This window comes from Streptomyces sp. NPDC042364 (assembly GCF_056437585.1).
Genome location: NZ_JBWKAJ010000003.1, coordinates 342,221 through 368,603 on the forward strand (window position 1 = coordinate 342,221; position 26,383 = coordinate 368,603).

Annotated in this window: 14 protein-coding genes and 1 pseudogene; 7 read left to right on the forward strand and 8 right to left on the reverse strand. The window is 70.6% G+C overall.

What is annotated here, in order from left to right; translation table 11 throughout:
• Positions 1 to 621: 621 nt before the first annotated feature.
• A pseudogene (locus tag AC067N_RS08045) lies at positions 622 to 1,143 on the forward strand (tyrosine-type recombinase/integrase); the annotation flags it as partial.
• 73 nt (positions 1,144 to 1,216) lie between these two features.
• On the opposite strand, the gene AC067N_RS08050 reads toward AC067N_RS08045, so the two are convergent.
• From AC067N_RS08050 to AC067N_RS08060, 3 genes are all read right to left on the reverse strand, one after another.
• The gene (locus AC067N_RS08050; RefSeq protein ID WP_478678048.1) at positions 1,217 to 1,852 is read right to left on the reverse strand and encodes a hypothetical protein; all 636 of its coding nucleotides are present in this window, start codon (positions 1,850 to 1,852) and stop codon (positions 1,217 to 1,219) included.
• Between the two features lie 4 nt (positions 1,853 to 1,856).
• On the reverse strand, positions 1,857 to 8,819 hold the full coding sequence (locus tag AC067N_RS08055; RefSeq protein WP_478678049.1) for a polymorphic toxin-type HINT domain-containing protein: 6,963 nt from the start codon (positions 8,817 to 8,819) through the stop codon (positions 1,857 to 1,859).
• 108 nt (positions 8,820 to 8,927) lie between these two features.
• Positions 8,928 to 11,828, reverse strand: coding sequence for a LamG-like jellyroll fold domain-containing protein (locus tag AC067N_RS08060; protein WP_478678050.1), 2,901 nt, complete (start codon positions 11,826 to 11,828; stop codon positions 8,928 to 8,930).
• A gap of 439 nt (positions 11,829 to 12,267) precedes the next feature.
• Here AC067N_RS08060 and AC067N_RS08065 point away from each other — a divergent pair, with 439 nt between their 5' ends.
• Positions 12,268 to 12,639, forward strand: a complete 372-nt coding sequence (locus AC067N_RS08065) for a hypothetical protein (protein ID WP_478678051.1) — start codon at positions 12,268 to 12,270, stop codon at positions 12,637 to 12,639.
• Between the two features lie 83 nt (positions 12,640 to 12,722).
• Here the strand turns inward: AC067N_RS08065 and AC067N_RS08070 are convergent, their stop codons facing one another.
• Positions 12,723 to 14,417, reverse strand: coding sequence for a thiamine pyrophosphate-binding protein (locus AC067N_RS08070; RefSeq protein ID WP_478678052.1), 1,695 nt, complete (start codon positions 14,415 to 14,417; stop codon positions 12,723 to 12,725).
• A 34-nt stretch (positions 14,418 to 14,451) separates the two neighbouring features.
• Positions 14,452 to 15,453, reverse strand: coding sequence for an agmatinase (speB, locus tag AC067N_RS08075; RefSeq protein ID WP_478678053.1), 1,002 nt, complete (start codon positions 15,451 to 15,453; stop codon positions 14,452 to 14,454).
• A 122-nt stretch (positions 15,454 to 15,575) separates the two neighbouring features.
• Between speB and AC067N_RS08080 the strand changes: the two genes are divergently transcribed.
• Both AC067N_RS08080 and AC067N_RS08085 read left to right on the forward strand, forming a co-directional pair.
• Positions 15,576 to 17,261 (forward strand): PucR family transcriptional regulator, encoded by a 1,686-nt coding sequence (locus AC067N_RS08080; RefSeq protein WP_478678054.1) that lies wholly within the window; start codon positions 15,576 to 15,578, stop codon positions 17,259 to 17,261.
• A 97-nt stretch (positions 17,262 to 17,358) separates the two neighbouring features.
• On the forward strand, positions 17,359 to 18,153 hold the full coding sequence (locus AC067N_RS08085) for a phosphatase (protein WP_478678055.1): 795 nt from the start codon (positions 17,359 to 17,361) through the stop codon (positions 18,151 to 18,153).
• Positions 18,154 to 18,218: 65 nt separating this feature from the next.
• Here AC067N_RS08085 and tesB read toward each other — a convergent pair whose 3' ends face one another.
• The 3 genes from tesB to AC067N_RS08100 all read right to left on the reverse strand — a co-directional run bounded on the left by tesB (position 18,219) and on the right by AC067N_RS08100 (position 21,722).
• Positions 18,219 to 19,097 (reverse strand): acyl-CoA thioesterase II, encoded by an 879-nt coding sequence (tesB, locus tag AC067N_RS08090; RefSeq protein WP_478678056.1) that lies wholly within the window; start codon positions 19,095 to 19,097, stop codon positions 18,219 to 18,221.
• A gap of 35 nt (positions 19,098 to 19,132) precedes the next feature.
• Positions 19,133 to 20,290, reverse strand: coding sequence for an acyl-CoA dehydrogenase family protein (locus AC067N_RS08095; RefSeq protein ID WP_478678057.1), 1,158 nt, complete (start codon positions 20,288 to 20,290; stop codon positions 19,133 to 19,135).
• 628 nt (positions 20,291 to 20,918) lie between these two features.
• Entirely contained in the window at positions 20,919 to 21,722 is an 804-nt protein-coding gene (locus AC067N_RS08100) for a TetR/AcrR family transcriptional regulator (RefSeq protein WP_478678058.1), read from the reverse strand.
• Positions 21,723 to 21,809: 87 nt separating this feature from the next.
• Between AC067N_RS08100 and AC067N_RS08105 the strand changes: the two genes are divergently transcribed.
• Genes AC067N_RS08105 through AC067N_RS08115 form a run of 3 tightly spaced genes read left to right on the forward strand, consistent with a single transcriptional unit; the run spans position 21,810 to position 26,378 of the window.
• Complete coding sequence (locus AC067N_RS08105) at positions 21,810 to 23,426, forward strand: carboxyl transferase domain-containing protein (RefSeq protein ID WP_478678059.1); 1,617 nt, start codon at positions 21,810 to 21,812, stop codon at positions 23,424 to 23,426.
• Between the two features lie 19 nt (positions 23,427 to 23,445).
• A complete protein-coding gene (locus AC067N_RS08110) occupies positions 23,446 to 25,392 on the forward strand; it encodes an acetyl/propionyl/methylcrotonyl-CoA carboxylase subunit alpha (protein ID WP_478678297.1) in 1,947 nt (648 codons plus the stop codon).
• A gap of 56 nt (positions 25,393 to 25,448) precedes the next feature.
• Positions 25,449 to 26,378, forward strand: a complete 930-nt coding sequence (locus tag AC067N_RS08115; protein WP_478678298.1) for a hydroxymethylglutaryl-CoA lyase — start codon at positions 25,449 to 25,451, stop codon at positions 26,376 to 26,378.
• The last annotated feature ends 5 nt before the right edge of the window (positions 26,379 to 26,383 follow it).

Here is a 26,383-nt window from a genome sequence, read left to right on the forward strand (position 1 = left end):
GGCTTCTGTTTGCTCGTGTTACGACATGATCGGCGTCTGCTACCGCGTCCAGACGACGTTTTGCGGCAGCACTCCGTCCTCCCAGAGCCGGTCGAGCCTAGCGAAGAGCCTGGGCAAGCTGGTGTCGAACTCTGCCCACGCCACCGGGTCCAACTCCCGCCATGGATCCGAGATGGTCAGGCCGGGCGGCAGAGGACCGGTTGAGCCAGACATCTTGCGGCATGCAGCACACCACGTGTAGCTGATCACCGCGGGACGATTCGCGTGTTTCGTATTTCTGAGGTAAGTGCGAACCGAAACCTCTCCGCACGAAGGGCAAAGCCACTCTGACTGATCTCGGAGGAAATTTCGATCTCGCCCGAGAGCCTCGACTTCCGAGGGAGTGAAGCGCGTTACCTGAATCATGAACCCGTCCTTCGCCTGAAGACGCCGAGCATAGCTTGCCCGAATTCCTCCGCAGCGGACTCCGTTCCGCCCATGGAGCCCGGCCAAGTGGCATACATCCGGTGATGATGGATCTCGTGGAAGATCGTGGCCACAGCCGTATCCATATCGGCCAGTCCCATGTTGGAGATCTGGATTACCGGACGTCCTCGCGGGCCCAGATTCGGCATCCCATCCCTCGACGGCGGGACTGCGAGCGTCTGCCGCTCCCTCCAGCGCACCCGCAGCGCCGGCCTCACCCACCTCCCCACCAAGACCCGAGCGTCTGAACGCCGCATCGCCCTCCCGACCGAGTGCATCCGCGCGTTGCACGGCCACTGGGAACGACAGGAAGAAGAGCGAGAAGGGGCAGGGGCGGACTGGAAAACCTCCGGTCTCGTCTTCACCACAACGGCGGGCGGCCCCCTCGACCCCGCCAACATCACCCGACACTTCCGCGGACTCCTCAATCGGGCCGGGCTACGCCGCATCCGCTTCCACGACCTCCGGCACTCGACGGCCACTCTGCTCCTGGAACAGGGCGTCGATCTGGTGGTCATCAAGGAGCTGCTCGGCCACGCTCACATCGGCGTCACAGCCAGCGTCTACGCCCACGTACGGCTCCGCCTCCAACGCCAAGCCATCGACACCCTCAACAACGCGCTCGACACCGAAAACGATGACTCTGGCGACCCACCTTCCGCCGCACGCCTCCGCTGACGTTGCCGTCAGCGTTGCCGTCAAAGCCCCGCCAGCGTCCTTGCTGGCGGGGCTTTGACGGTTCAGCACGCCTCTAGAGTTCCCAGTTGCTAAGCGCGGCAACCTCTTCGATGGAACGCGTCAGCCTCCCACCAAATTCAGTCGATGACGCCTGGATTCGATTCACAGCCGAGGCGCGAGGTTCCCCTTGGCCAGAGGCCGCTGCCTCGCGAGCAAGAAGGTCAAGCACTTCACGCTCTGCGTCGATCTCCATTTGAACAAGAGGTCCCGCTGGAGGGGAGGGATCTCCATATCTCACGACCACAGGCTTCTCTCCCCCTACCTTGAAGTCGAGCATGGAGAGCAGTGACCTGATGGTGTTCACAGCCATCTCGGCCTTTGCGGCGGATGGCCTCATCGAAACCGCGAGTGCATTTCCAACCAACGCCACGGATTGGGCCACATAGAACTCGGGGCGGGAGGAATCATCCTCGTCATCCTGAGATTCCATCTCCAGCTCATCCAGCGCCTCAGCGCAGTCATCCTGCACGGAATCCCCGGCAGCTGCCGCCCAGACAAGCCCGAGCGAGGCGTCGACCCAGTCAGACTGCTCTGATCGGCCGAGGGCTCGGCAGAAGACGGCACCCCGCTCCGCCGCTGCGGCACAGATCAGCACTAGTTCAGGTTCCGAAGCATTCGAGATTGCCTGCAGTTCCGGCGAAATCCCCATGTTTCTAGCCTCCAGTGGCCCAGAAGATCGTGAATGGTGAGTTCTGTGCGGCATGACCACGTATCCCCGCACCTCCCACTGTTATCCCACGAACATTCAGCATGGGCGAACAGATGGAAACACAGAAGTTTCTTGATGCCGCACCGAACACGGCATGCTCATTGGGTCCCAAACTGTTAAGGATTCCTTCTTCGGCATGCCCGGCAGCCTGCACGAACTCCTCCCCCGGCCTCAGTGTCCAGCCGGAAGGCATAGCGCCCCCTCCATTGATTCCAATGCGAGTGGTGAATGCCTTCGTCTTGGAGTTAAAGACACCGATTACTGCCGTAGTGCCCTTCACGTCCGCCATGAAGTAGTCATTCCGCGAGGCTTGCAACTCTTCCGCACGGCCAAGTGCGAGCATTGCATCGTCTTCAGTCGCAACCCCTGGACCACAGTTGTGCACCAGGACCGGCGTGGCGCCCGCCAGCACATAGTACGTATGGGCGTCATCGACCGTCAGGTTGTGGACGGTGGCCGAGCCGCTGGTCCGGTGTTCCACCGCAGTGATTTGCACCAGGGTGCCCGCGCTCGTGAGCAGCCACTGACCGTTCTTCAGGTCGGTGGCGTCGACCCAGTCACCGAGTTCGGGAACCCAGAAGGGGTGCCCGTCGGTCGCGGTGACCGTGTCCGTCGCCGTGCCCTCGATGCCGTCCGTGTCGACCGTGAGCTCAACCAGGTGCTTGAGGCCCTCGCCCTTGATCTCGGCGGTGACCGTCTCCGCGGTCGTCTCACCCGTCTCGGGGTCCGTGGCGAGGACCTTGTCACCGGTCTCGACGTCCTCGATCGGCTTGGTGGAGCCGTCGGCCATCAGGACGAGAGTGCCGGGAGTGAAGCTGTTGCCGACCTTGCATGAGCCGCCCTCGGCGGGCGCGTCGGCGTCCTTGCCGCCTCCACCACCGGTGTCGGACTTCTTCTCCGCCCCGTCGCCCTTCTTGCCGCCGGAGTCGCCCTTCTTGGCCTCGGGTGCCTCCTTGGCCTTGGCCGGCGGTGCCGGGGCCGGCTTCTCCTTCGGCTTCGGGGTGACCGGCGGGGTGACCTTGTCGGCGGCGTCGACCGCGTCCTCGGTCTTCTTGGTCGCCTTGGTGGCATCCGACGCCGTGTCAACGGCGTCCACCGCCTTGTTGACGTAACGCGCGCCCTTCGCCGCCGACGCCCCATAACCAGCGATCGGAATCGCCGAGGCGTAGGCCAGGCCCGCGTCGATGTAGTTGCCCTCGGCCGTGTACCAGAGGCCGTTCAGGAGGTCGGCCGGCTCACCGAAGCCGGGGACCAGGCCCACGACGTCGAGGGTGGCATGGCCGAGCGGGCTGATCCAGGACTCGCCCCAGTACAGACCCGTCGGGTCCGGGAAGGCGAGCGGGTTGTTGCGGCCGTACGCGTAGGCGTTCAGATGCTGCGGGTCCCCGACGTTCAGAGCGGGGTCGACGGAGACGAAGCGGCCTGCCGCCGGGTCGTACGCGCGGGCGCCGAGCTGGATCAGCCCGGTCGTCGCGTCCTCCGTGCCGCCCACGAAGGACTTGTCGCCCGGCCACGCGCCCGCCGCCGGCTTCGCACCGCGCACCTCACCGAACGGCAAGGTACGACGCTGAGTGATCGCCGAGTCCGCCGCCTTGACGGCGATCTCCGCGGTGCCGTTCTGTCCGCCGACCAGCCAGGTCACGCCGGACGTGGTCCGGACCGCGATCCGCTGACCGGCGTGCGAGTAGTAACGCGTGCCCGACAGGGAGTTCTTGGCCCTGTCGAGGCGGATCTCCTGGCTGCCCAGGTACAGCGTGACCGCGCCCTTCTCCTTGCGGAGCAGGCGGCTTCCGTCCGGGCCGTACACGTACGAGGTCTTGTTCGCCTCGTCCAGGTTGTCGCCGGACAGGTACGGGGTGACCGCGCTCAGGCGACCTTCCTCGTCCCATTCCAGCTTCTGGTCCACCGCTGGGGCGAGGTCCGTCGCCGCCTTGGTGCGACGGACGGTGTTGCCCGTCTCGTCGTACTGGAAGCTCTGGGCCGACGTGACTTCCTTCGCCGCCCCGCCGGACGTACCCGGCGTGACCGTGCGGACCTCCGCCGACTTCAGGGCATGGGCGTGCGTACCGCCCTTGGTGTCCTGGGCCTTCGGTACGTACGTCGTCGTCTGGGTGATCGCCGCGTCGCCGTTGGTACCGGTGGCGTGACGGACCTCGCCGGTGCGGTTGCCCGCGGCGTCGTAGGTGTATGAGTGCCGGTACGGTGCCGGGCCGCCGACGGTCGCCTCACCGCCGCTGGGTGCGCAGGTGGTGGCGCTCTGGGTCCATGCCTCGGTCAGACGGCGCAGGTAGTCGTAGGTGAAGCACTGGACGTCCGCGGTGCCGCCCTCGGGCGTGTCCGCGATCCTTCGGATGTTGCCGGTGTCGTCGTACCCGTACGTGATGTCGGAGTCCGGGGTCTTGACGATCTCCCGGTCGATGCGGGCGCGCTCCAGGCGCCGGGTGCCCTCCTCGTAGGTGTTGGTGAGCCAGGTGTACTTGTCGGCGCTGGCGGTGCCCAGGGTCAGCTGGAGCATCTCGCCGTAGTTGGAGTAGCGCGTCTCGCGGGCGTAGTCCGTCGTGTCGCCGAGAGTGAAGGACGGCAGACCGGTCGCCGTGTAGCCCGTGGTGATCGTCTCGGCGGGGAGACCGCCGACCGCCGGGAGACGGACGTCGTCGATCGATCCGTCCGGCTTGTACGTCGCCGTCGAGGTGTACGTGCCGGCCAGCTTGCCCGTGTCCTCGGAGGCGGGGATCGTCACCGACGTCTTCGTCGGACGGCCCGCCACGTCATACGCCTCGATCGAGGACGTGTAGGCGTCGTCCCCCACCCACTTGGTGGCGGAGGTCAGCCGGCCCTTGCCGTTGGGGACGGTCGCGCTGTCGTACTCCCAGGTCGTCAGCTTCTTGTCGCCGCTGTACAGCGAACGCTGACGGCCCAGCTTGTCGTAGGAGAAGGTGAGAGTGGTGTCCCGCTGGTTGCGGACCGTCTTCACCTGGTCGAGGTCGTTGTACGTCATCCACGTCGTACCCGCGTCGGGATCGACGGACTTGGTCTGGCGGCCGCGCACGTCGTGGTCGTACGACCAGACGTTGCCCGCCTCGTCCTTGACCTCGGCGAGGCGTCCTGCCGCGTCGTAGTCGTAGGACGTGGTGTCGGCCGCGCCGGTGGGTGACGACGCCTTGAACTCCAGGACCTTCGTGGTCTGGCCCTGCGCGTTGGTGTACGTCGCGGTGGGGGTGGCGCCCGCCGGCGGGTCGACCGTCGTGTGGTCGCCGTGGTACGCCGTCTTCGTACGCCACTTCTCCGTGCCCGCGACACGGAAGATCGAGTCGGTGGCGCGGCCTGCCGCGTCGTAGACCGTCTCCGTCTCCCTCGGCGTTCCCTCGGAGGAGTCCGCCACGTTCACGAACGTCGTGCCGACGGCCGCCTTGTTGTAGAAGGGGCCGATCTCCCTCACCGCGAGGCCCCGGGTGTCGTACTCGGTGATCGTCACCACCCGACCCGAGTTGGCGGCCGGGGTCTGTGTCTGACGGGGGCGCAGCAGACCGTCGGAGAGCTGGTGGCTGGTGGCCACCGAGCCATTGGGGAGCAGGGACTTGGTGGTGGTGACCACCGGCGCGTTGTTGCGGATGAGGTAGGCGTATTCGAGGCTCGGTGTGTCCGAGGCCTTGGCGCGGCCCGGGAGCCAGACCTTCAGCAGGCGCCCGAGGGCGTCGTACTCCAGGTCGGTGCGCTGTTTGTTGGCGTCGACCGTGGCGGTGACCAGGCCCCAGCGGCGGTCGACCGTGGAGGTGGTGGTGTTGCCGAGCGGGTCCTCGACCCTCATGCCGGTGACGGGACCGCCGGTCGTCGGCGTGTAGGTCGTCTTCGTCGCGTTGCCGGCCTGGTCGGCGGACTCGATGACCCGGCCGTGCACGTCGTACTTGGCCGTCGACGTCGTCACGTACTGCGGGGTGCCGTCGGCCGTGTAGCCCTTGACCTTCTCGCTGCGTACCACATCGCCCTTGGTGGGCGTGGTTCCGTAGGTGTCGCGGTCGTCGTACCAGGTGCGGACGTCGGAGATCGCCTCGCCCTTGAAGGACGTGGGCGCGCCGTCGTCGCAGTTGACGGGGACGACCGTGACGCGCTTCAAGAGCGTGAGCAGGTTCGCCTCGGTGTTGCGGTTGTACTCGTTCGTCGTGCAGGTGTCGTCGTCCTTGACGGCCAGGTCGCCGGAGTCGGAGGAGCGGACGAGCATGCCGTACGAGTCGTAGAAGTGCTCGATGGCGGCACGGCGGACCTTGCCGTCGTCCAGGGCGGTGCGGGTCTTCGTGGTCTTGACGGCCGCGTACGACGCCTCGTCGTTGCCTTCCGTCGCCGTGGGCTCGGACTTCCACGGAGTGCTGACGGACCCGGTGATCTCCGTGTCTCCGTTGAAGCTGCGCTGCTCCACGACGAAGCCCTGGTGGCGGGCGTCGTCGCGGATCTTCGTGCCGTCGGTGGCGGTGACGGTGACGGACTTGGTGCCGCCGGACTCCTTCTCCCGGTCGCCGTCCATGCCCTGGAGGTAGGTGGTCTCCGTGCGGAGCTGCTTGCTGCCCGCCTCACCCGTCCTCATGGTGACGGTGCGGTAGCCGCGCCACTGGTTCCAGGTCTTCTTCTTGGCCTTGACCAGCTCACTGTCGTCGAAGGCCCAGGCCGCGCCCGAGTAGTCGTAGGAGGTGACCTTGTTGGGGCCGGTGACGGTGACCTCGTCCTCGATGACCGTGTCGACGACGAACTTGTGGAACCAGTCCTCCTTCTCCCCGATCGTGCCCTCCTTCGACCAGAAGGACGGCATGCAGCGCTTGGTGTTGGTCTCGGGGGTGGGGAGGTTGGAGGGGGTGCACTCGGTCGGCTTGTAGTTGACCGAGATCGTGCCGCCCGTCTCCGACTGGATGGCCCGGATGCGCCACTTGTACATCGGCAGGCGGTCGTGGGAGTCGGAGTGGACCCGGTTGGCGTCCTGGCGCTCGTAGAAGGTGACCTTCGGGAGCTTGTTGGCGCCGTCCTTGCCGGAGTGGGTGACCGACTCCAGCCACAGGGCCGGGGCGTGGGTGGTGTCGGCGCTCTGGTACTCGTGCGCCAGCTCCCACTCGTCGACGTCCCCGTACGTCTTGCCGTCGGAGCCCAGAACCTGTGTGGTGACCTTCGCGAGGCGCTTGCGGGAGAAGAACGTCGGGGACCACTGGTCCTTGCACTCCGTGTCGGAGGTGCAGATCTGCTCGAACGGCACGTCCGGCCAGCGCTTGGCGGTGGACTCCTTCAGGTCGCCCGGCTGACAGTCGGCGGCGGCGCCCTCGCAGCGCTCGGCGACCTCGAAGACGACCTGGGAGGGCGCGGCGGTGGTGTTCTCCGTACCCTCGCGCTCGCCGTACTCGATCCGCTTGAGATAGCCGCCGCGGTCGTAGGAGACGACCTTGTCGCCGCGTACGCTGTCGTACTTGTTGGTCTCGGTGCCGTAGTAGTACGTCATCGAGTTGCCGTGCCCGTCGACGACATAGTCCAGGTTCCAGCGCCAGGCCTGCTGGCAGCGGGACTCCTTGAAGGTGTCCGCGTGGCAGGGCTCGCCCTTGTCGTCACCGAAGACCGGCACCTCCCACGAGGACCCGGTGAACTCGGTGTCCGCGGACTCCCGCTTGCCCTTGCCGAAGTGATAGCGGGTGCCGTCGGTGGTCGTGACGACCCAGTACTCGTTGTTGTTGTCCGCGTTGGAGCCGTCGTACTTACGCTCGATACGGGTACCGTCGTCCTGCTTCAGCCGCCACTGGTCCTTGCCTTTCTTGACCAGCTCACCGGCCCGGCCGCCGAAGTTCATGGTGGCGTTGTCGGAGTGCCAGCACAGGTCGTACTTCTGCGATCCGGCCTCGTCGTGGTCGTCCTCGGTGCACGAGCGGTACGAGCGCTCGATGTAACCGGCGGAGAGGTCGAAACCCTCACCGATCCAGGACGTCTGGTTGTTGCTGGAAGCCGTACGGCCGTCCGTGGAAGCGGAGTTGTAGCCGAGGCCCAGCTGCGGGGAGGGCCCGGCGATGGCCGGGGGCACCCGCAGCGGGTACTGCCAGGTGAAGCCCCCGGTCTGGCCGGCGACCTGCCAGGACGCGGACGGAGCCAGCGATGTGGCCGTGTAGGAGCCGGAGCCGCCGGAGGGCGCGGCCACGGCCGCGAGCAGCGGGGCCTTGGCTGTGGGCAGCGCCGCCACGTCGGCCGTGAGCTTCTGCCCGCGGACGTCGTTGTCCGTCTTCAGCCGGGTGACGGTCTGGCACTTCGCCGCCTCAGGGGTGGTCAGCGCACAGGCGGGCAGCTGGATCAGACGCAGGCGCTGCGCCCAGTCGCCGCCGTAGGCGTGGGCGAAGGAGGCGTAGTCGACCTCGACCGAGACCTTGCCGTTGGTGGCGGAGGTGTCTGCCCGGGACACCTTCAGCAGCAGCCCGTCGACACCGGCCTTCTGGGCGGCGGCATGGCTGAGGACATCGACCTTGGTCCGGGTGGGTACGTCTGCCGCTCCGGCCGCCCGGTCCGGCTTGGCAGCCGTCCTGGGCGGACCCACGCGGACGGGCAGCGATCCGGCCTTCGCGCCGGACGGCGTGCTCCGCTTCTTGGAGCCCGCCTTCTCGGAGCCCGCCAGGTCGACGGTCGCGCTGCCCGCCTTCGGCCACGCCGCCTTGAGGTTCAGCGGTTTGCCGTACCCCTTGGTGTGCCTGAGCGGCGTGACCTGGCCGCCCTCCTCGACCACCGGGGTCGAGGCGACGTCCTGGGTCTTGGGCCGCCGCTTCTCACGCGCCTCGTCGGGGTCGTCAGCGAGAGCGGGGGTGCCCTGGAGCAGGGTGACGGTCAGTGCGGATGTGAGGGTGACGCCGAGGGCTTTGGCCCAGGGGTGTGTTCTGTGTCTGCGAGATGCGCGCACGCGCGCTCCCCCTCCCGTATGGGTGTGGAAAGTGCCCAGGTGCCCGAGGAGTTCGGGCACCCGGGTGGACGGCTCTGGTCAGGAGTCGTCAGTGATCGTCGGCGGTCATCAGTTGTTCGCGAGCCGGAAGATCTCCGTCGCGGACAGCAGGCCGGGGACGAGGCGCACGTCGTCGATGTCACCGGCGAAGGGGTCGGACCAGTCGGCGCCGTACCGGGCACGGCCGACGTTGAGGCCCTCGGCAGCGTTCCAGACGTCGGTGACGGTGGCGCTGCCCTGCTCCTCGCCGTCGACGAAGAGGGTGAGCTTCCGGGCCACCGGGTCGTATGTACCGGCCAGATGGACCCACTTGTTGACGGTCGCGGGGCGCTCGCTGCTCGCCATGGCGCGTACGAGGTCGGAGCCTGCCGTGTCACTGATGTGCCGGCCGAAGATCCAGCGCTTGTAGGCGGTGGAGTAGTAGAGGTTGAAGCCGTTGCCCTGACTGCCCGCCTGGCTGACCACCGAGATGTTCTTCGCCAGCGACGTGGGCCGCACCCACGCCGAAACGGTGAACGCCTGCCCGGTGTGCACGGCGGACACGGCGGTGGCGTGGTCGGTGGTGCCGTTGAAGCGCAGCGCCCTGTCGGCCGGATCGCCGGCGGCGTTGTGCCCGGCGACCCAGTCGGCGCCCTTGACCGTCAGGTCCCGGTCATGGCCCGAGCTGTCGGGGGCGGTGGCCCCGGAGGTCTGGTCGAGACCGTAGACGGCGGCGGCACAGGTGTCGGCGAGGACGTCGGCGCAGGCACGGTCGACGGTGAAGAAGAACTTCTCCAGCGGGCCCCGGTTACCGGCCCGGTCGACACTGCGGACGTACAGCACGTTCGGGCCGAAGGTACTGGTCGGCACCCCGATGGTGGCGTTGCCGCCCAGAGAGGCCGGGGTGGCCTTGCGGGTGGGGGTGTCGTTGCCGAGGTCCCACTCGTAGTACTCGACGTCGTTCTTGAAGACCGAGTCGGAGTTGCCGTTGGCGGAGAGGGTGAAGTGCCGCTTGGCGCCCGCCGGGAGGTCGGCCTCGTCGGCGACGGGTTCGACGCGCGGCTTGGTGTCGGGCCGCTCCACATCCACCACGAACTCGCACCAGTCGGACCACTCGGAGTACCCGGAGTCCTTCAGCTTGTCGGTGGAACCGTCGTAGGTCTGGGCGTGCCACTTGTAGCCGTGGCCGTGCTTCAGCTCTCGGACGGGGATCTCCCGCTCGAACCTGCCCTCGTTCTGCGGCCCGTCCTTGCCCTCGTAGACCATGGGCCGGCCGTCGACCTGGTCCCAGACCCGGAAGGTCGCGGTGAGGTTCTGCCCGGAGCCGTCGGTGTGGGAGTCGGCGTCGGTGCCCGTGACGGACATGACCGGGGTCGCGTCACGGATCCAGGGACGCTTGGTGTTGTCGGTGGTGCAGGTCCTCTCCTCCGGGTTGGTCAGCTTCTCCCCGGTGGGCTTGTTCGGACGGGTGTTGTACGTGACGACGAGCTTGGCGTTGTCACCCCGGAACCGCTTCCAGGAGTTGGGGTCGTCCTCGTCGGCGGCCCGCAGCGAGAACGCGATCGGGTCCTCTCCGGCGGCCTTCCTGCGGACGGAGGAGGTCAGGTTCTCGTTCGTTTCCTCGGCGTTGTCCGCGAAGTGCACCCAACTGGGCGGAGCGTCCGGGCTGCAGCTGTCACCCCGGCCGTAGGCGACGTTTTTGTCGACCAGCAGGTCACCGTCCTTGGGCTTGTTGTTCCAGTTGGTGGCCGAGTCGACGCCGCCCTCGGCGACCATGTGCAGGTTCACGGTGCTCTTGGTGCAGGAGAAGGAGAACGTCTCGTAGACCTGGAAGACCGCCTTGGAGATCGTCCGGTTCTTCCAGCCCTTCGTGGCGAACTGGAAATACATCCGGTTCGTGTACGGCGAACCGCTGCACACGTAGTAGATGCCACCGATGGTCTTGGCCGAGCAACGGCCCACACCCTCGTCGTCCTTGAACTTGTGGAACTCGGTGCTCGGGTTGGCGCTGGACACGTACAGCCACTCGCTCTTCGACATACCGGCCTCGGGATCGATGTAGACCGGGAAGTCGGTGTCGGCGGCGGTGAGCAGGGCCCGGTCCGGCTCGACGGTGACCTCGGACGCCGAGACACCGAGGACCATGTCGGCGACCTTGGCAGCGGCGTCGGGGGCTTGCTGCGGCGCGGCTGCGGCTCCGGAGGCGGACACCGCGTCCGCCGGGATCTCCGCTCCGGTGCCCGAGGAGTCCCACATCCTGGGGGCCTGTCCTGCGAAGACACGCTTGCCGGAGGCGTCCACCGCCTGGAGACCTCCCGTCGGGCCGGTGGAGAGGTCCAGGCCCTCGGACTTCACTGGAAGCCGTAGTTCGGCGAGCTCTGGACGGAGGGCTGCCTCGGGCGTTTTCACTTCCAGGACGTACGAGTAGCCGGTGACCGAGGCGCTTGCCAGCAGGTCCACGCCCGGCAGCACCTCACGGTACTCGGCGGTGTCTCCCTTCAGGACCGGCTCGGGCAGCGGTTCGGGCCAGCGCAGAGTGAAGGACTTCCCGTTCTCCCCGAGCGTGACGAAGTCGGACGAGCCACCGGCCGCGAAGGCGAGGTCGACGACTGCGGCCTTGGGGCGGATCGAACCGTCCGGACGCCGTTCCAGCGTCGCGTCCGTCTGCTGCCAGCTCCCGTCGGCGCCTCGCACCCGCTGCGGCTGGACGCTGGTCTCACTGGTGAGTGAGCCGTCGGGGTTGGCGTAGACGAGTTCGTCCTCGGTGCGTCGGTCGACGATCTCCACGGGCTCACCGGTGGCGGCAGCGGAGGCAAAGGCGGATGCCTCGGCGGAGACCGACGCGCTGTCGCCGGTCGGTGTGGTGGACGTGCCACCGGAGTCGTGCACTGCGGCAGCAGTGCTCGATGTTCCGGTGAGTACGACGGCGGTGCCGAGCAGCACGCCGAGTTTCAGGGCAGCGCGAGGCCGCCGGATCCAACGGGCGGTCATTCCCGTTGCTCCTTCCCCCGTGGGGTCTCCGAGAGCCCCGTTATGAAGTTTGTGTGGCCGAACTGTGGGCCACTAGTGGTCGATTGGAAACCTAAAGTGACAGCCGGGGCTCCGGGAAGGGGTATTAATTCGTACACTCAGGCGATTCTCTGGATAAATGATCACGCACGCTCGCATGATGTACGTCACACGACCGGAAGGAGGAGGAATGCTTCTGTGAAGACCCGTTCCGGCCGTGGTCGCCTCCGACCGCGCATCGGACGGGGCTCATCCTCCCCGGCGCAATGGACCACCCCGGCCTCGACGCGGGCGGCCTCGGCGGCGACCGGCCGAACGGGGCAAGCCGTCGGCCGCGACGGCCACGTCCTCGCGCGGCTTCGCCGCGTCCGTGTCGGCGGGCGGTGGTTCGAGACGCGGACGGCGTGCCAATGAATCAGGCATGTCGAGAGAAGAGCTCGCCCATCACTCCTCAGCCGGGCGTCTGTTGGCAGCCCTGTGGACGTTGCGTGTCCTGGCTCGGCCCGGTGAGACGCCGCCCGAGCCGGACGAACTCCGCGGCAAGGAGCAGCCTTCGGAGTACCTCCGCGGGCTGCTGCCGCGCATGGCGGAGGACCTCATGAAGGCCAAGCAGCGGGGAGGCGGTTACTGGGATGCCGCGGCCGACGTGTTCCGCGCCGTCCCCGGCCTCGCCCCCACGGGGCAGATACCCGACAAGACCATGGGCCCCGCCCAGCAGCGGGCCTTCGTGGACGCGTACGACGAACAGCGCATCGCGTACCGGGAGAAGTTCGGTCGGGTGCTGGGAAGTTGACGGGTGGTTCCGCCGAACAACGGCCTGGCGCCGTGCCGTCGATCAGCCGGTCGGGCGGCACGGCGTCCGGCCACCGCCGCGTCTCACTCCGGGCCGGTGTGCGTGGGCGCGAACATCCGCAGCACCGCCGGGAGCACCACCACCGAAGGTCCGGGCGTGGCAAGGGACTTGGCCAGGTCCTCCGCGAGCGTCTCGGGGCTCGTGCGGACCGCCGGTACGCCGAAGGACTCCGCGAGCGCCACGTAGTCCGGTCGGGTCAGTTCCGTGCCGGTCGTCTCACCGAAGGCGTCGGTCATGTACTCGCGGAGGATGCCGTAGCCGCCGTCGTCGACGATCAGCCAGGTGACGTTCAGGTCGTGTTGGCGGGCGGTGGCCAGTTCGGCGACGGAGTACAGTGCGCCGCCGTCGCCCGAGACGGCGAGGACGGGGGAGGTGGGGTCGGCGACGGCCGCGCCGAGGGCCGCGGGGAAGGCGTAGCCGAGGCCGCCGGAACCCTGCGCGGAGTGCATGGTGTTGGCGCCCCGCGGGTCGAACGCCGACCACGCCCAGTACGCGAGGATCGTCATGTCCCAGAAGGAGGGTGCCCGGGGCGGCAGGGCCCGGCGGATGGAGGCCAGCAGATCCTGCTCCAGGGTGAGTCCCTGACCGTCGATGCGTGCGCGGACCTTCGCCAGCACCTCCCGCACCCGCTCGGGCGCCGACTCGTCCTCGCGGGGCTCCTCGATCGTCTCCAGCAGGGCCTGGAGCGCGAGGCGCGCGTCCGCGTGGATGCCCAGCGCCGGATGGTTCGACTCCAGCTTGCCGAGGTCCGCCTCGATCTGGACGATCCGGCCGCGGGGCTTGAAGGTGTGGTAGTTCGAGGAGAGTTCGCCGAGGCCCGAGCCGACCACCAGCAGGACGTCCGCGTCCTCCAGGAAGTCCGTGGTGTGCCGGTCCTCCAGCCAGGACTGGAGCGACAGCGGGTGCGTCCACGGGAAGGCGCCCTTGCCGCCGAACGTGGTGACGACCGGCGCCGACAGCCGCTCCGCCAGCTGCCGCAGCTTGCCCGCCGCGTCCGCCCGTACGACTCCCCCGCCCGCGATGATCGCCGGGCGGGCGGCGGTCGACAGCAGATGCGCCGCCAGGGCCGTCAGTTCGGGGCGCGGGGGCAGTTCCTCGGGGAAGGCGTCACCGCCCGTCACCACCGGGATCGTCGTCTCGGCGACCAGCACGTCCTGCGGGATCTCCACCCAGACCGGGCCGTGCGGGGCGGTCAGCGCCGACTCCCAGGCGGCGGCGATCGCGGACGGGATCTGGGACTGCGTACGGACGGTGTGGACGGACTTGACGACGCCCCGGAACGAGGCCGACTGGTCGGGGAGTTCGTGCAGATAGCCGTGGCGGCCGCCGCCCAGGCCCGCCGTCGGGATCTGGCTGCCGATGGCGAGGACGGGCGCCGAGGCCGCGGCCGCCTCCTGGAGGGCGGCCAGCGAGGTGAGCGCCCCCGGGCCCGTCGACAGCAGCAGCGGGGCGGCCTCGCCGGTGATCCTGCCGTAGGCGTCCGCCGCGAAGCCCGCGTTGTTCTCCACGCGCAGGCCGACGTACCGCAGGCCGGAGCGGCGCAGCGCGTCGAACATGCCGAGGGCGTGCTGGCCGGGCAGCCCGAACACCGTCGTCGCGCCGAGCCCGGCCAGCGTCTCCACGACCAGGTCCCCGCCGTTGCGGCCCGGCGGAGGGTTCAGCGCGGCCTCCCGCTGGGCGGCGGTCGGGCGGAGTACCAGGTCGTGGTCGTGGGTCACTGCGCTGCCTTCTCCTCGTGGTCCCGGTGGCGGGTCACCCGGCCGGGTTCCCCTTGCGGGCCTCGGCGATCTGGCGGGACATGATCGTGGTGAGTTCGTACGCCGTGTGCGAGGCGGCCACCGCGGTGATCTCGGCGTGATCGTACGCGGGCGCCACCTCGACGACGTCGGCGGAGACCAGGTTGCAGGAGGCCAGGCCGCGCAGGATCTCCAGGAGTTCCCGCGAGGTCATGCCGCCCGCCTCGGGGGTGCCGGTGCCGGGCGCGTGGGCCGGGTCCAGGCAGTCGATGTCGATGGAGATGTAGAGCGGGCGGTCGCCGATGCGCTGGCGCAGCTGGTCGGCGACCTCGTCCGCGCCGCGCCGGTAGATGTCGGCGGACGTGACGATGCCGAAGCCCATCTTCTCGTCGTCGGTGAGGTCCTGCTTGCCGTACAGCGGGCCGCGGGTGCCCACGTGGGAGAGGGCCGAGGTGTCGAGGATGCCCTCCTCGACGGCCCGCCGGAACGGGGTGCCGTGGGTGTACTCGGCGCCGAAGTAGGTGTCCCAGGTGTCGAGGTGCGCGTCGAAGTGGAGCAGCGCGACGGGGCCGTGCTTCTTGGCGACCGAGCGGAGCAGCGGCAGGGCGATGGTGTGGTCGCCGCCGAGGGTCATCAGCCGGGCCCCGCTGTCCAGCAGCTCGTCGGCGGCCGCCTCGACGGTCTCCACGGCCTCGTTGATGTTGAACGGGTTGGCGGCGATGTCACCGGCGTCCGCGACCTGGGCGAGCGCGAAGGGCGAGGCGTCCTGGGCCGGGTTGTAGGGGCGCAGCAGCCGGGACGCCTCTCGGATGGCGTTGCCGCCGAAGCGGGCGCCCGGCCGGTAGGAGACACCCGAGTCGAACGGCACGCCCACGACCGCGACGTCGGTCCGGCCGCCGACCTCGTCCAGGCGCGGCAGCCGGGCGAAGGTCGCGGGCCCCGCGTAGCGGGGGATGCGGGAGGAGTCGACGGGTCCGCGCGGGTGGCCGCCGGCTGCCGGGGTCTCGATGCTGCTCATGGTGCGTGTTCTCCCAGAGGTGGATGCGGTGCGTGCGGGTTCGCCGACGGGGGCGTACCTCGACAGTAGGTGGCCGGAGAGCGACTGCGAAGTGTACGTTTCATCCATTGGAGCCGCGCCTGATGGAGGGAACGCACATCATGTCGGACGCGGCGGCCCCGACCGTGCCGCCCACCCCTCCCGTGCCCCTGGCCGCCCTCCTCGCCCGTGAGGACCTGGGGCTGCGGCAGATCGCGGGCCCGGCGGGCGGCGGCACGGTGATCCACGGGGCGCACACCTCGGAGATGTCCGACCCCTATCCGTATCTGCTCGGCGGTGAGCTGCTGCTGACGGCGGGCGTGCACATCCCGGAGGCCGCCGGGTCCGGCACCTGCCCGGACTACTCGGACTACTTCGACGCCTACGTCTCCCGGATCGTCGCGGCGGGCGGCGCGGCCCTCGGCTTCGGCCTCGCCCCGGTCCACGACTCGGTCCCGGAGGCCCTGGTGACCGCCTGCGCCACCCATGGGCTGCCCCTGATCGAGGTCCCGCCCCGCACCACCTTCTCCGGGGTCGCCCGAGCCGTCTGGCAGCTGATGGCCCAGGCGAGGCACGCCGAACTCCGCCGTGTCACGGAGGCCCAGCAGAGCCTCGCCGCGGCCGCGTCCCAGCCGGACCCGGTGCGAGCGGTCCTGCGCCGGCTGGCCCGGCGCGTCGGGGGCCGGGCGGTGCTGTACGGCCCGGAGGGCACGGAACTGGCGGCCTTCGGAGGCGTGCCGGAGGGCGCGGAACCGGCGGCCTCGGGCCGCGATCCGCAGGAGACGGTCGCACAGGCTCTGGCCGCCCTCGCAGCCGTCGTACACCCCGGCCCCGGCAGCGGCGCGGGGAACGGCGCGACAGGCCACCACGCACCCGCGGCCGCGGCCGCACCCGCAGCCACACCCCCGGCCGCCACAGCCCAGCGATCCCCCGAGCTCTCCCCGCGCACCCCCACCCCCACCCCCGCCCCCGCCCCGGCCTCCGCCACGGACACGGTCGGCGGCACCCACCTCACCGCCTACGCCCTCGGCTCACCGCCCCGCTTCACCCTCGCCGTCGCCACCCCCCGCCGCGACCCCGGCACCCACACCATCACCTCCGTCGCCGCCGTACTCCTCTCCCTCCTCACCGGCGAACAGCGGAGCGGCACCGGCGCGGCGCGCGTCTCCGCCCTGGTCCGGCTGCTGCTCGGGGCGGCGCCGCAGGACATCGCGCCGCTGCTGGGCGGAGCCGACACATGGCTGGTCGTGCACGCGTGCCCCGCCGACGAGGCCCGGTCGCCCGACCCCCTCATGGCCACCGCGCTCGGCGCGGCCCTCGGCTCCGCCCTGGTGGACGCCCACGGCGACGTCGTACGCGTCCTGGTGCCCGCGGGCCGCGGCGTCACCGCCCAGCCGGGCTGGACGTGCGGGGTGAGCGCGCCGGCGGCCCCGGAGGCGTGGCCGACCGCGGACGCGCAGGCCGCCCGAGCGCTGGCCCGGGCGAGGGCCACCCGGACGGCCCTGGTGCGGCACGGGGCCCGTACCGCGTTCGCCGATCTCGTGCCGGCCGAGGACGCCGCCGCCCACGCCCGCGCGCTGCTGGCGCCGCTCGCCGGCTCCCCGGCACTCGTGGAGACGCTGCGCACCTGGCTTTCGCTGCACGGCAGTTGGGACCGTACGGCCGTCGCGCTCGCCGTGCACCGCAACACGGTCCGTCAACGGGTCGGCCGGTGCGCCGCGTTGCTGGGGGCGGACCTGGACGACCCGGACGTACGGATGGAGTTGTGGTTCGCGCTGCGCGTGGAGTGAACCGGTGGCGCGGAGCGGCCGGCCGACGGAGAGTGACGCGGGTCGCAGCGGGCGGTACGCCCGCGACTCCCGCAGTCGTCTGCCTCACAATGGACGCATGCCGATACCCGGGACCCCCAGCCGCGCCGAGCTCGTCGAACACCTCGTACGGACGCGCATCGCGGGCGACGTCGCCACGCCGCGCGAGAACAACCTCTCCCACTACCGCGAACTGGCCAACGGCAACCGCCACTACTGGCTCGGCCTGGAACTCGGCGACCGCTGGAGCGACGAGCAGGACGTGCTGGCCGTGATGGCCGAGCGCGTCGGTGTGAACGACGACCCCGGGTACCGCTACGGCCAGGACACCATCGACCCGGATCTGACGGTCGACGCGCTGGAGCGCATGGCGGCCCGGCTGCGCAAGGCGGCGGAGGGCGGGCAGCGCGTCCTGTTCGCCACCGGCCACCCCGGCGGCCTCCTGCATGTGCACCACGAGACGGCGCGGGCGCTGCGCGCGGCGGGCTGCGAGATCGTCGTGATCCCGGACGGGCTCCAGACGGACGAGGGGTACGTGATGCAGTTCGCGGACGTCGCCGTCCTCGAACACGGCGCCACGCTCTGGCACACCCACTCGCCCGAGCCGATGCGGGCCGTCCTGCGGGGGCTGGAGGGGGCCGGCCGGCCGCTGCCCGACCTGGTGGTCGCCGACCACGGCTGGGCGGGCTGCGCGGGCCAGCTCGGCATCGACTCCGTCGGCTACGCGGACTCCAACGACCCCGCGCTCTTCCTGGGCGAGGCCGAGGGCACCCTCCAGGTGGCGGTCCCGCTCGACGACCACGTGGTCAGCCCCCGCTACTACGACCCGATGACGGCGTACCTGCTGGAGCAGGCGGGGCTGGCGGAGGGTTAGGGCCACCGCCGCCGGCCGCGGGCGGGTCCGCGGCTGGCGGCGGGTCCGGTCGGGTGGGCCCCGCCTCAGGGCGTCTTCGGCCGCGGGACGCGGACGACGCCCTCCTGGATCACGGAGATCGCGAGCTGTCCCTCCCGGGTGTAGATGCGGCCCTGGCCGAGACCGCGGCCGGCCGACGCGGACGGTGACTCCTGGTCGTACAGGAGCCATTCGTCGGCGCGGAACGGCCGGTGGAACCACATCGCGTGGTCCAGCGAGGCCCCGACGACGTCGCCGACGGCCCAGCCGCCGCGTCCGTGCGCCAGCAGGATGGAGTCCAGCAGCGTCATGTCGGAGACATAGGTGGCGAGCACGACGTGCAGCAGCGGGTCGTCGTCGAGCTTGCCGTTGGCACGGAACCACACCTGGGAGCGTGGCTCCCGGGGCTCTCCGTAGCGGCCGTAGGGCGGGTCGTCGACGTAGCGCAGGTCGACGGCGGCCCGGGCCTCCAGCATCTTCTCGACGACGGCCCGGTCGAGGCCGTACCCCGGGAGCCGTTCCTCGGCGGTGGGCAGGCTCTCCGGGTCGGGCGCGGACGGCATCGGAGCCTGGTGCTCCAGGCCCTCCTCGTGCCGCTGGAACGACGCCGACAGGGCGAAGATCGGCTGCCCGTGCTGAACGGCGACGACCCGGCGCGCGGTGAAGGAACGGCCGTCGTTCATCCGGTCGACCGTGTAGACGATGGGCGCGCCGGGGTCGCCGGTGCGCAGGAAGTACGCGTGGAGGGAGTGGGGCAGCCGGTCCGCGGGGACCGTCCGCCCCGCGGCGACGAGCGCCTGTGCCGCGACCTGCCCGCCGAAGACGCGCGGGACGATGGCGGGCCTGGACCGGCCGCGGAAGATGTTCTCCTCGATCTGCTCCAGGTCGAGCAGATCGAGGAGATCCAGAAGTGGTGCCTGACTCATGGGGTCAGTTGTACTGGACGGTAATTGCCAGGACCTTACAGACCCATGTCCTTCGCGATGATCGTCTTCATGATCTCGCTGGTGCCGCCGTAGATGCGGTTGACGCGGTTGTCCGCGTACAGACGGGCGATCGGGTACTCGTTCATGAAGCCGTAGCCGCCGTGCAGCTGGAGGCAGCGGTCGATGACGCGGTGCGCGACCTCGGTGGTGAACAGCTTGGCGCTGGCGGCCTCGGCCGGGGTCAGCTCACCGGCGTCGAGGGCCTCCGTGGCGCGGTCGACGACGGCCTCGGCGGCGTCCACCTCGGCCTGGCAGGCGGCCAGCTCGAACTTGGTGTTCTGGAAGGCGGCGACGGGCTGGCCGAAGACGACGCGGTCCTGCACGTACTGCTTGGCGAACCGGATCGCGGCCTTGGCCTGCGCGTAGGCGCCGTAGGCGATGCCCCAGCGCTCGGAGGCGAGGTTGTGGCCGAGGTAGTAGAAGCCCTTGTTCTCCTCGCCGAGGAGGTCCTCCACGGGGACCTTGACGTCGACGAAGGCCAGCTCGGCGGTGTCGGAGGTCTTCAGGCCGAGCTTGTCGAGCTTGCGGCCGACCGAGTAGCCCTCGGCCTTGGTGTCCACGACGAACAGGGAGATGCCGTGACGGCGGTCCTCCTTGGTCGGGGTGGCCGTGCGGGCGCACACGATCATGCGGTCGGCGTGCACACCGCCGGTGATGAAGGTCTTGGCGCCGTTGAGGACGTAGTGCGTGCCGTCCTCGCTGAGCTTGGCGGTGGTCCGCATGCCGGCGAGGTCGGAGCCGGTGCCCGGCTCGGTCATCGCGATCGCCCACATCTCCTCGCCGGAGACGAACTTGGGCAGGTACCGCTTCTTCTGCTCGTCGTTGGCGAGCATCTTGATGTACGGCAGGCCGAGCAGCACGTGCACGCCGGAGCCGCCGAAGGTGATGCCGGCGCGGGCGGTCTCCTCGTAGAGGATGGCCTCGAACTTGTACGAGTCGATGCCGGCGCCGCCGTACTCCTCGTCCACGCGGATGCCGAAGACGCCCAGCTCGGCGAGCTTGTAGTAGAAGTCGCGCGGCGCCTGACCCGCGGCCAGCCACTCGTCGTAGACGGGGACGACCTCGGCCTCGATGAAGGCACGCAGGGTCTCCCGGAACGCCTCGTGATCCTCGTTGAACACCGTACGGCGCACGGCCGACCCCTTTCTGCGCCCGAACCGGCGCCACTCTCACCCACATGGCCGCAAGCCAGTGGAGTCCAGGGCCGACGACCCGACTCCGGTTGTCTAAGCGCTTGCTCAGAGCAACCGTACCGGCGAGTACGAAGAGTCGTCCAGAGAGGAAAGGGCGTAACGCTCGTCACGCCGGGCACCCCGCCCGGCTCTCGCGCCGGTGCCCGAGGCGGCGCCCGCAGGGGCGGTCAGGGCAAGCCGAGGAGCCGCCGGAGGGCGCGGTCAGGGCGTCCGTACGGAGGTTTCCGGCGCGGGGCAGCCCCCGATCGTCGCGGGCGCGGTCCACCGGCGACGGGGTTCGCGTGATCAGCGACCCACGCACTCGCGGGCGGGCCCCGGGACGAGCCGGACGCCCCTCACCGGGTGACGGGCCTCCGCACGGGGCCGCCCGTCACCGGCCGGCCCACCCGGCGGCGCGCCAGGCACCGAGCCCACCGGAGGCCGGGTCGGGGCACTTCTGATGCATCCCCGCGGCCCCGGAACGCCTCTCGCCGCACCGGACGCCGCTCCGTCTCCCCCGCAGGTCCATCAGAAGGGCTGGCTGGACGACGTGCCGGAGCGGCCGTCGCCCTGGCCGCCCCCGGACGCCTCAATCCCCTGCCGCCGCCGCGAAGGCCCCCCGGGCCATCCGGTGCAGGAGTTCCGCCGTGGCCGCGCGGCCCGGAAGGGAACCCGGGCGGCCCAGGTGGGGGGTGGAGTTCAGGAGGCCGAAGACCGAGTGGACGGCGGAGCGGGCGGCGGGCTCGGCCAGGCCCGGGTAGACCTCGCGCAGCACGGCGACCCACAGCTCGACGTACTGCCGCTGGAGCTGACGCACGAGCTTGCGGTCGCTGTCGCGGAGGCGGTCCAGCTCGCGGTCGTGCAGGGTGATGAGAGGACGGTCGTCGAGGGCGAAGTCGATGTGCCCCTCGATGAGCGAGTCGAGCACCGCCCCCGGATCCGGCCGGCTCCCGACCCCGTCCACCCGCACACCGACGGGACCCCCGACGGCCGACACACCCCCGGCACCACCGGCCGCCGCAACGCCACCAGCGCCACCAGCGCCACCGGCCCCAGCAGGACCAGCGCCCCCGGCCCCTCCGGCGACCCCGGCACTCCCCGCACCCCCGGCGCGCCCGGCACCCACGGCCCCCCGGCCACCCCCCGCCGAGCCGTCCGCCTCCGCGACCCTGCGCTTCGCGCCGGTCAGCAGCCGGCCGCTGATGCCGACCAGGAGCTCCGCGAGCATCGCGTCCTTGCCGGCGAAGTGGCGGTACAGACCGGGGCCGCTGATGCCCACGGCGGCGCCTATCTCGTCGACGCCGACACCGTGGAAGCCGCGCTCGGCGAAGAGCCGGGCGGCCTCCTTGAGGATCTGCTCGCGGCGGGTGGGCGCGTCGGTTCTGGTGGCCATGGAACCAATTCTAGACAGGGAGGTTAGCGGTCGTTAACCTGAGGGAAATGCGTTAACGCTCATTAACAAAGGTGAGGGGACCGCACGATGGACCAGGCACCGGAGCTCACGACCGCGGCGGACCCCGCGGCGGAGTCGTTTCGGGCCAATGAGGCCGCGCACCGCGCCCTCGGCGAGGAGCTGCGCGCCAAACTGGCCGCGGCCCGCCTCGGCGGCGGCGAGAAGGCGCGCGCCCGGCACACCGCACGCGGCAAGCTGCTGCCGAGGGACCGGGTCGACACCCTCCTGGACCCGGGCTCGCCCTTCCTGGAGCTGGCCCCCCTCGCCGCCGACGGGATGTACGACGGCCAGGCGCCGGCGGCCGGGGTGATCGCGGGGATCGGCAGGGTCAGCGGCCGCGAGTGCGTGGTCGTGGCCAACGACGCCACCGTCAAGGGCGGCACGTACTACCCGATGACGGTGAAGAAGCACCTGCGGGCCCAGGAGGTGGCACTGGAGAACCGCCTCCCCTGTGTCTATCTCGTCGACTCCGGCGGCGCCTTCCTGCCGATGCAGGACGAGGTCTTCCCCGACCGGGAGCACTTCGGCCGGATCTTCTACAACCAGGCCCGGATGTCGGGCGCCGGTATCCCGCAGATCGCGGCCGTCCTCGGCTCGTGCACGGCGGGCGGCGCGTACGTCCCGGCGATGAGCGACGAGGCCGTGATCGTCCGCAACCAGGGGACGATCTTCCTCGGCGGCCCGCCGCTGGTGAAGGCCGCCACCGGCGAGGTCGTCACCGCGGAGGAGCTGGGCGGCGGCGAGGTCCACTCCCGGGTCTCCGGTGTGACCGACCACCTCGCCGAGGACGACGCCCACGCCCTGCGGATCGTGCGGACGATCGTCTCCACCCTCCCCTCCCGGGGCCCGCTCCCCTGGCCGGTCGAGCCGGCCGTCGAGCCCAAGGTGGACCCGTACACGCTGTACGGGGCGGTGCCCGTCGACTCGCGCACCCCGTACGACGTGCGGGAGGTCATCGCGCGCGTGGTCGACGGCTCGCGCTTCGCCGAGTTCAAGGCGGAGTTCGGGCAGACCCTCGTCACCGGCTTCGCCCGGATCCACGGCCACCCGGTGGGGATCGTCGCCAACAACGGCATCCTCTTCTCCGAGTCGGCCCAGAAGGGCGCCCACTTCATCGAGCTGTGCGACCAGCGCGGCATCCCGCTGGTGTTCCTGCAGAACATCTCCGGCTTCATGGTCGGCCGGGACTACGAGGCCGGCGGCATCGCCAAGCACGGCGCCAAGATGGTGACCGCGGTGGCCTGCACCCGCGTCCCCAAGCTGACCGTCGTCGTCGGCGGTTCGTACGGCGCGGGCAACTACTCGATGTGCGGCCGGGCGTACTCACCGCGCTTCCTGTGGATGTGGCCCAACGCCAAGATCTCGGTGATGGGCGGCGAGCAGGCCGCGTCCGTCCTGGCGACGGTGAAGCGGGACCAGCTGGAGGCGCGGGGCGAGCAGTGGCCGCTGGAGGACGAGGAGTCCTTCAAGGACCCGATCCGCGCCCAGTACGAGCGCCAGGGGAACGCCTACTACGCCACCGCCCGCCTCTGGGACGACGGCGTGATCGACCCGCTGGACACCCGCCAGGTCCTGGGCCTCGCCCTGACCGCCTGCGCCAACGCGCCCCTGGGTGACCCCCAGTTCGGCGTCTTCCGGATGTGAGGGGGCTGTGAACGTGACCATGTTCGACACGGTGCTGGTGGCCAACCGCGGCGAGATCGCCGTCCGCGTCATCCGCACCCTCCGCGCGATGGGCGTCCGGTCGGTCGCGGTGTACTCCGACGCGGACGCCGACGCCCGGCATGTACGGGAGGCCGACACGGCGGTACGGATCGGTCCGGCGCCGGCGGCCGAGAGCTATCTGTCGGCCGAACGGCTGCTGGAGGCGGCGGCCCGCACGGGCGCCCAGGCGGTGCACCCGGGGTACGGCTTCCTCGCGGAGAACGCCGGGTTCGCGCGGGCGTGCGCCGAGGCGGGCCTCGTCTTCATCGGGCCGCCCGCCGACGCCATCTCCCTCATGGGCGACAAGATCCGCGCCAAGGAGACGGTACGGGCCGCCGGGGTGCCGGTGGTGCCCGGGTCCAGCGGCAGCGGTCTGACCGACACCGAACTCGCCGACGCCGCACGGGAGATCGGGATGCCGGTGCTGCTGAAGCCCAGCGCGGGCGGCGGCGGCAAGGGCATGCGGCTGGTGCGGGACGAGGCCGCGCTGGCCGACGAGATCGCCGCCGCCCGCCGCGAGGCCCGCGCCTCCTTCGGCGACGACACCCTGCTCGTGGAGCGGTGGATCGACCGCCCCCGGCACATCGAGATCCAGGTCCTGGCCGACAACCACGGGCACGTGATCCACCTCGGCGAGCGCGAGTGCTCCCTCCAGCGCCGCCACCAGAAGATCATCGAGGAGGCGCCCAGCGTCCTGCTCGACGAGGCCACCCGTGCCGCGATGGGCGAGGCGGCGGTCCAGGCGGCCCGCTCCTGCGGCTACTCCGGCGCGGGCACGGTCGAGTTCATCGTCCCCGGCGGCGACCCGTCGTCGTACTACTTCATGGAGATGAACACCCGCCTCCAGGTGGAGCACCCGGTGACCGAGCTGGTCACGGGCGTCGACCTGGTGGAGTGGCAGCTGCGGGTCGCGGCGGGCGAGCGGCTGGCCCTCGCGCAGGACGACGTCCGGCTGACGGGGCACGCCGTGGAGGCCCGGATCTGCGCCGAGGACCCCTCGCGCGGCTTCCTGCCCTCCGGCGGCACGATTCTGAGGCTGCGCGAACCGCAGGGCGACGGCGTCCGCACGGACTCGGGTCTCACCGAGGGCACGGAGGTCGGCTCGCTCTACGACCCGATGCTCTCCAAGGTCATCGCGTACGGCCCCGACCGGCCCACCGCGCTGCGCCGGCTCCGGGCCGCCCTCGCCGGGACGGTCACCCTGGGCGTCCAGACGAACGCCGGGTTCCTGCGCCGGCTGCTGGCGCATCCGGCGGTGGTCGCGGGCGACCTGGACACGGGCCTGGTCGAGCGGGAGGTGGACGGGCTCGTACCGGACGGGGTGCCCGAGGCCGTGTACGAGGCGGCGGCGGCCGTGCGGCTCGACGGGCTGACGCCCCGTGGGGAGGGGTGGACGGACCCCTTCTCGGTGCCGAACGGCTGGCGCCTGGGCGGCGCGTCCGTCCCCCCGGTCTTCGATCTGCGGGTGCCGGGACTCGAACCCGTCGCGCACCGCCCGCCGGGCGCGCACACCGTCACCGACGACCGGGTGTCCGTGACCCTGGACGGCGTCCGCCACACCTTCCACCACGCCGCCGACTGGCTCGGCCGCGACGGCGACGCCTGGCACGTACGGGACCACGACCCGGTGGCCGCCGCCCTCACCGGCGGGGCGCACGCGGGCGCGGACTCGCTGACGGCGCCGATGCCCGGCACGGTCACCGTGGTGAAGGTGGCCGTGGGCGACCAGGTCGGCGCCGGTCAGAGTCTGCTGGTGGTGGAGGCGATGAAGATGGAGCACGTCATCTCCGCGCCCCATGCCGGGACCGTCACGGAGCTGGACGTGGCGCCGGGCACGACCGTCGCCATGGACCAGGTGCTGGCGGTCGTGGCCCCGCACGAGCAGGACGAGGAGGCGACGCGATGACCTCGTCCGACAGCACGGCGGCGAGCGCCGGGGGTCCCGGGCCGCTCGGCCTTCCGATGACCGTGCCCGCGCCGGCCGCCGACGGGCTCCCGGCCCGGGTCCGTATCCACGAGGTCGGTGCCCGAGACGGCCTGCAGAACGAGAAGACCGCCGTCCCGACGGAGGTGAAGGCCGAGTTCGTGCGCCGCCTGGCCGACGCGGGGCTGACGACGATCGAGGCGACGAGCTTCGTGCACCCCAGGTGGGTGCCGCAGCTCGCCGACGCCGAGGCGCTGTACCCCCTGGTCGCCGGTCTCCCCGTGGACCTGCCGGTGCTGGTGCCCAACGAGCGGGGTCTCGACCGGGCCCTGGCGCTGGGAGCCCGTCGGGTGGCCGTCTTCGCCAGCGCCACCGAGTCCTTCGCCAAGGCCAACCTGAAGCGCACGGTCGACGAGGCGCTGGCCATGTTCGACCCGGTCGTGAGCCGGGCGAAGACCGACGGCGTGCATGTCCGGGGCTATCTGTCCATGTGCTTCGGCGACCCCTGGGAGGGGCCGGTCGCCGTCCCGCAGGTCGTCCGGGTCTGCCGGGCCCTGATCGACATGGGCTGCGACGAACTGAGCCTCGGCGACACCATCGGCGTCGCCACGCCGGGCCATGTGCAGGCGCTGCTCACCGCGTTGGGCGAGGCGGGGGTGCCGGCCTCGGCCGTCGGTGTCCACTTCCACGACACCTACGGCCAGGCCCTCGCCAACACCCTCGCGGCGCTGCGGCACGGCGTCACGACGGTCGACGCGTCGGCGGGCGGCCTCGGCGGCTGCCCCTACGCGAAGAGCGCCACCGGCAACCTCGCCACGGAGGACCTCGTGTGGATGCTGCGGGGCCTCGGCATCGACACCGGAGTCGACCTCGGCCGTCTCGTCGCCACCAGCGCCTGGATGGCCGACCACCTGGGCCGACCCAGCCCGTCCCGCACCGTACGAGCCCTCTCCCACAAGGAGCAGTGAGATTT

Bases quoted from the DNA above. Each gene is read 5' to 3' on its own strand.
- speB (WP_478678053.1), bottom strand. From the start codon at position 15,453: ATGAGCAGCATCGAGACCCCGGCAGCCGGCGGCCACCCGCGCGGACCC.
- AC067N_RS08110 (WP_478678297.1), top strand. From the start codon at position 23,446: ATGTTCGACACGGTGCTGGTGGCCAACCGCGGCGAGATCGCCGTCCGC.
- AC067N_RS08105 (WP_478678059.1), top strand. From the start codon at position 21,810: ATGGACCAGGCACCGGAGCTCACGACCGCGGCGGACCCCGCGGCGGAG.
- AC067N_RS08050 (WP_478678048.1), bottom strand. From the start codon at position 1,852: ATGGGGATTTCGCCGGAACTGCAGGCAATCTCGAATGCTTCGGAACCT.
- AC067N_RS08080 (WP_478678054.1), top strand. From the start codon at position 15,576: ATGGAGGGAACGCACATCATGTCGGACGCGGCGGCCCCGACCGTGCCG.
- AC067N_RS08065 (WP_478678051.1), top strand. From the start codon at position 12,268: ATGTCGAGAGAAGAGCTCGCCCATCACTCCTCAGCCGGGCGTCTGTTG.
- tesB (WP_478678056.1), bottom strand. From the start codon at position 19,097: ATGAGTCAGGCACCACTTCTGGATCTCCTCGATCTGCTCGACCTGGAG.
- AC067N_RS08115 (WP_478678298.1), top strand. From the start codon at position 25,449: ATGACCGTGCCCGCGCCGGCCGCCGACGGGCTCCCGGCCCGGGTCCGT.
- AC067N_RS08100 (WP_478678058.1), bottom strand. From the start codon at position 21,722: ATGGCCACCAGAACCGACGCGCCCACCCGCCGCGAGCAGATCCTCAAG.
- AC067N_RS08060 (WP_478678050.1), bottom strand. From the start codon at position 11,828: ATGACCGCCCGTTGGATCCGGCGGCCTCGCGCTGCCCTGAAACTCGGC.
- AC067N_RS08085 (WP_478678055.1), top strand. From the start codon at position 17,359: ATGCCGATACCCGGGACCCCCAGCCGCGCCGAGCTCGTCGAACACCTC.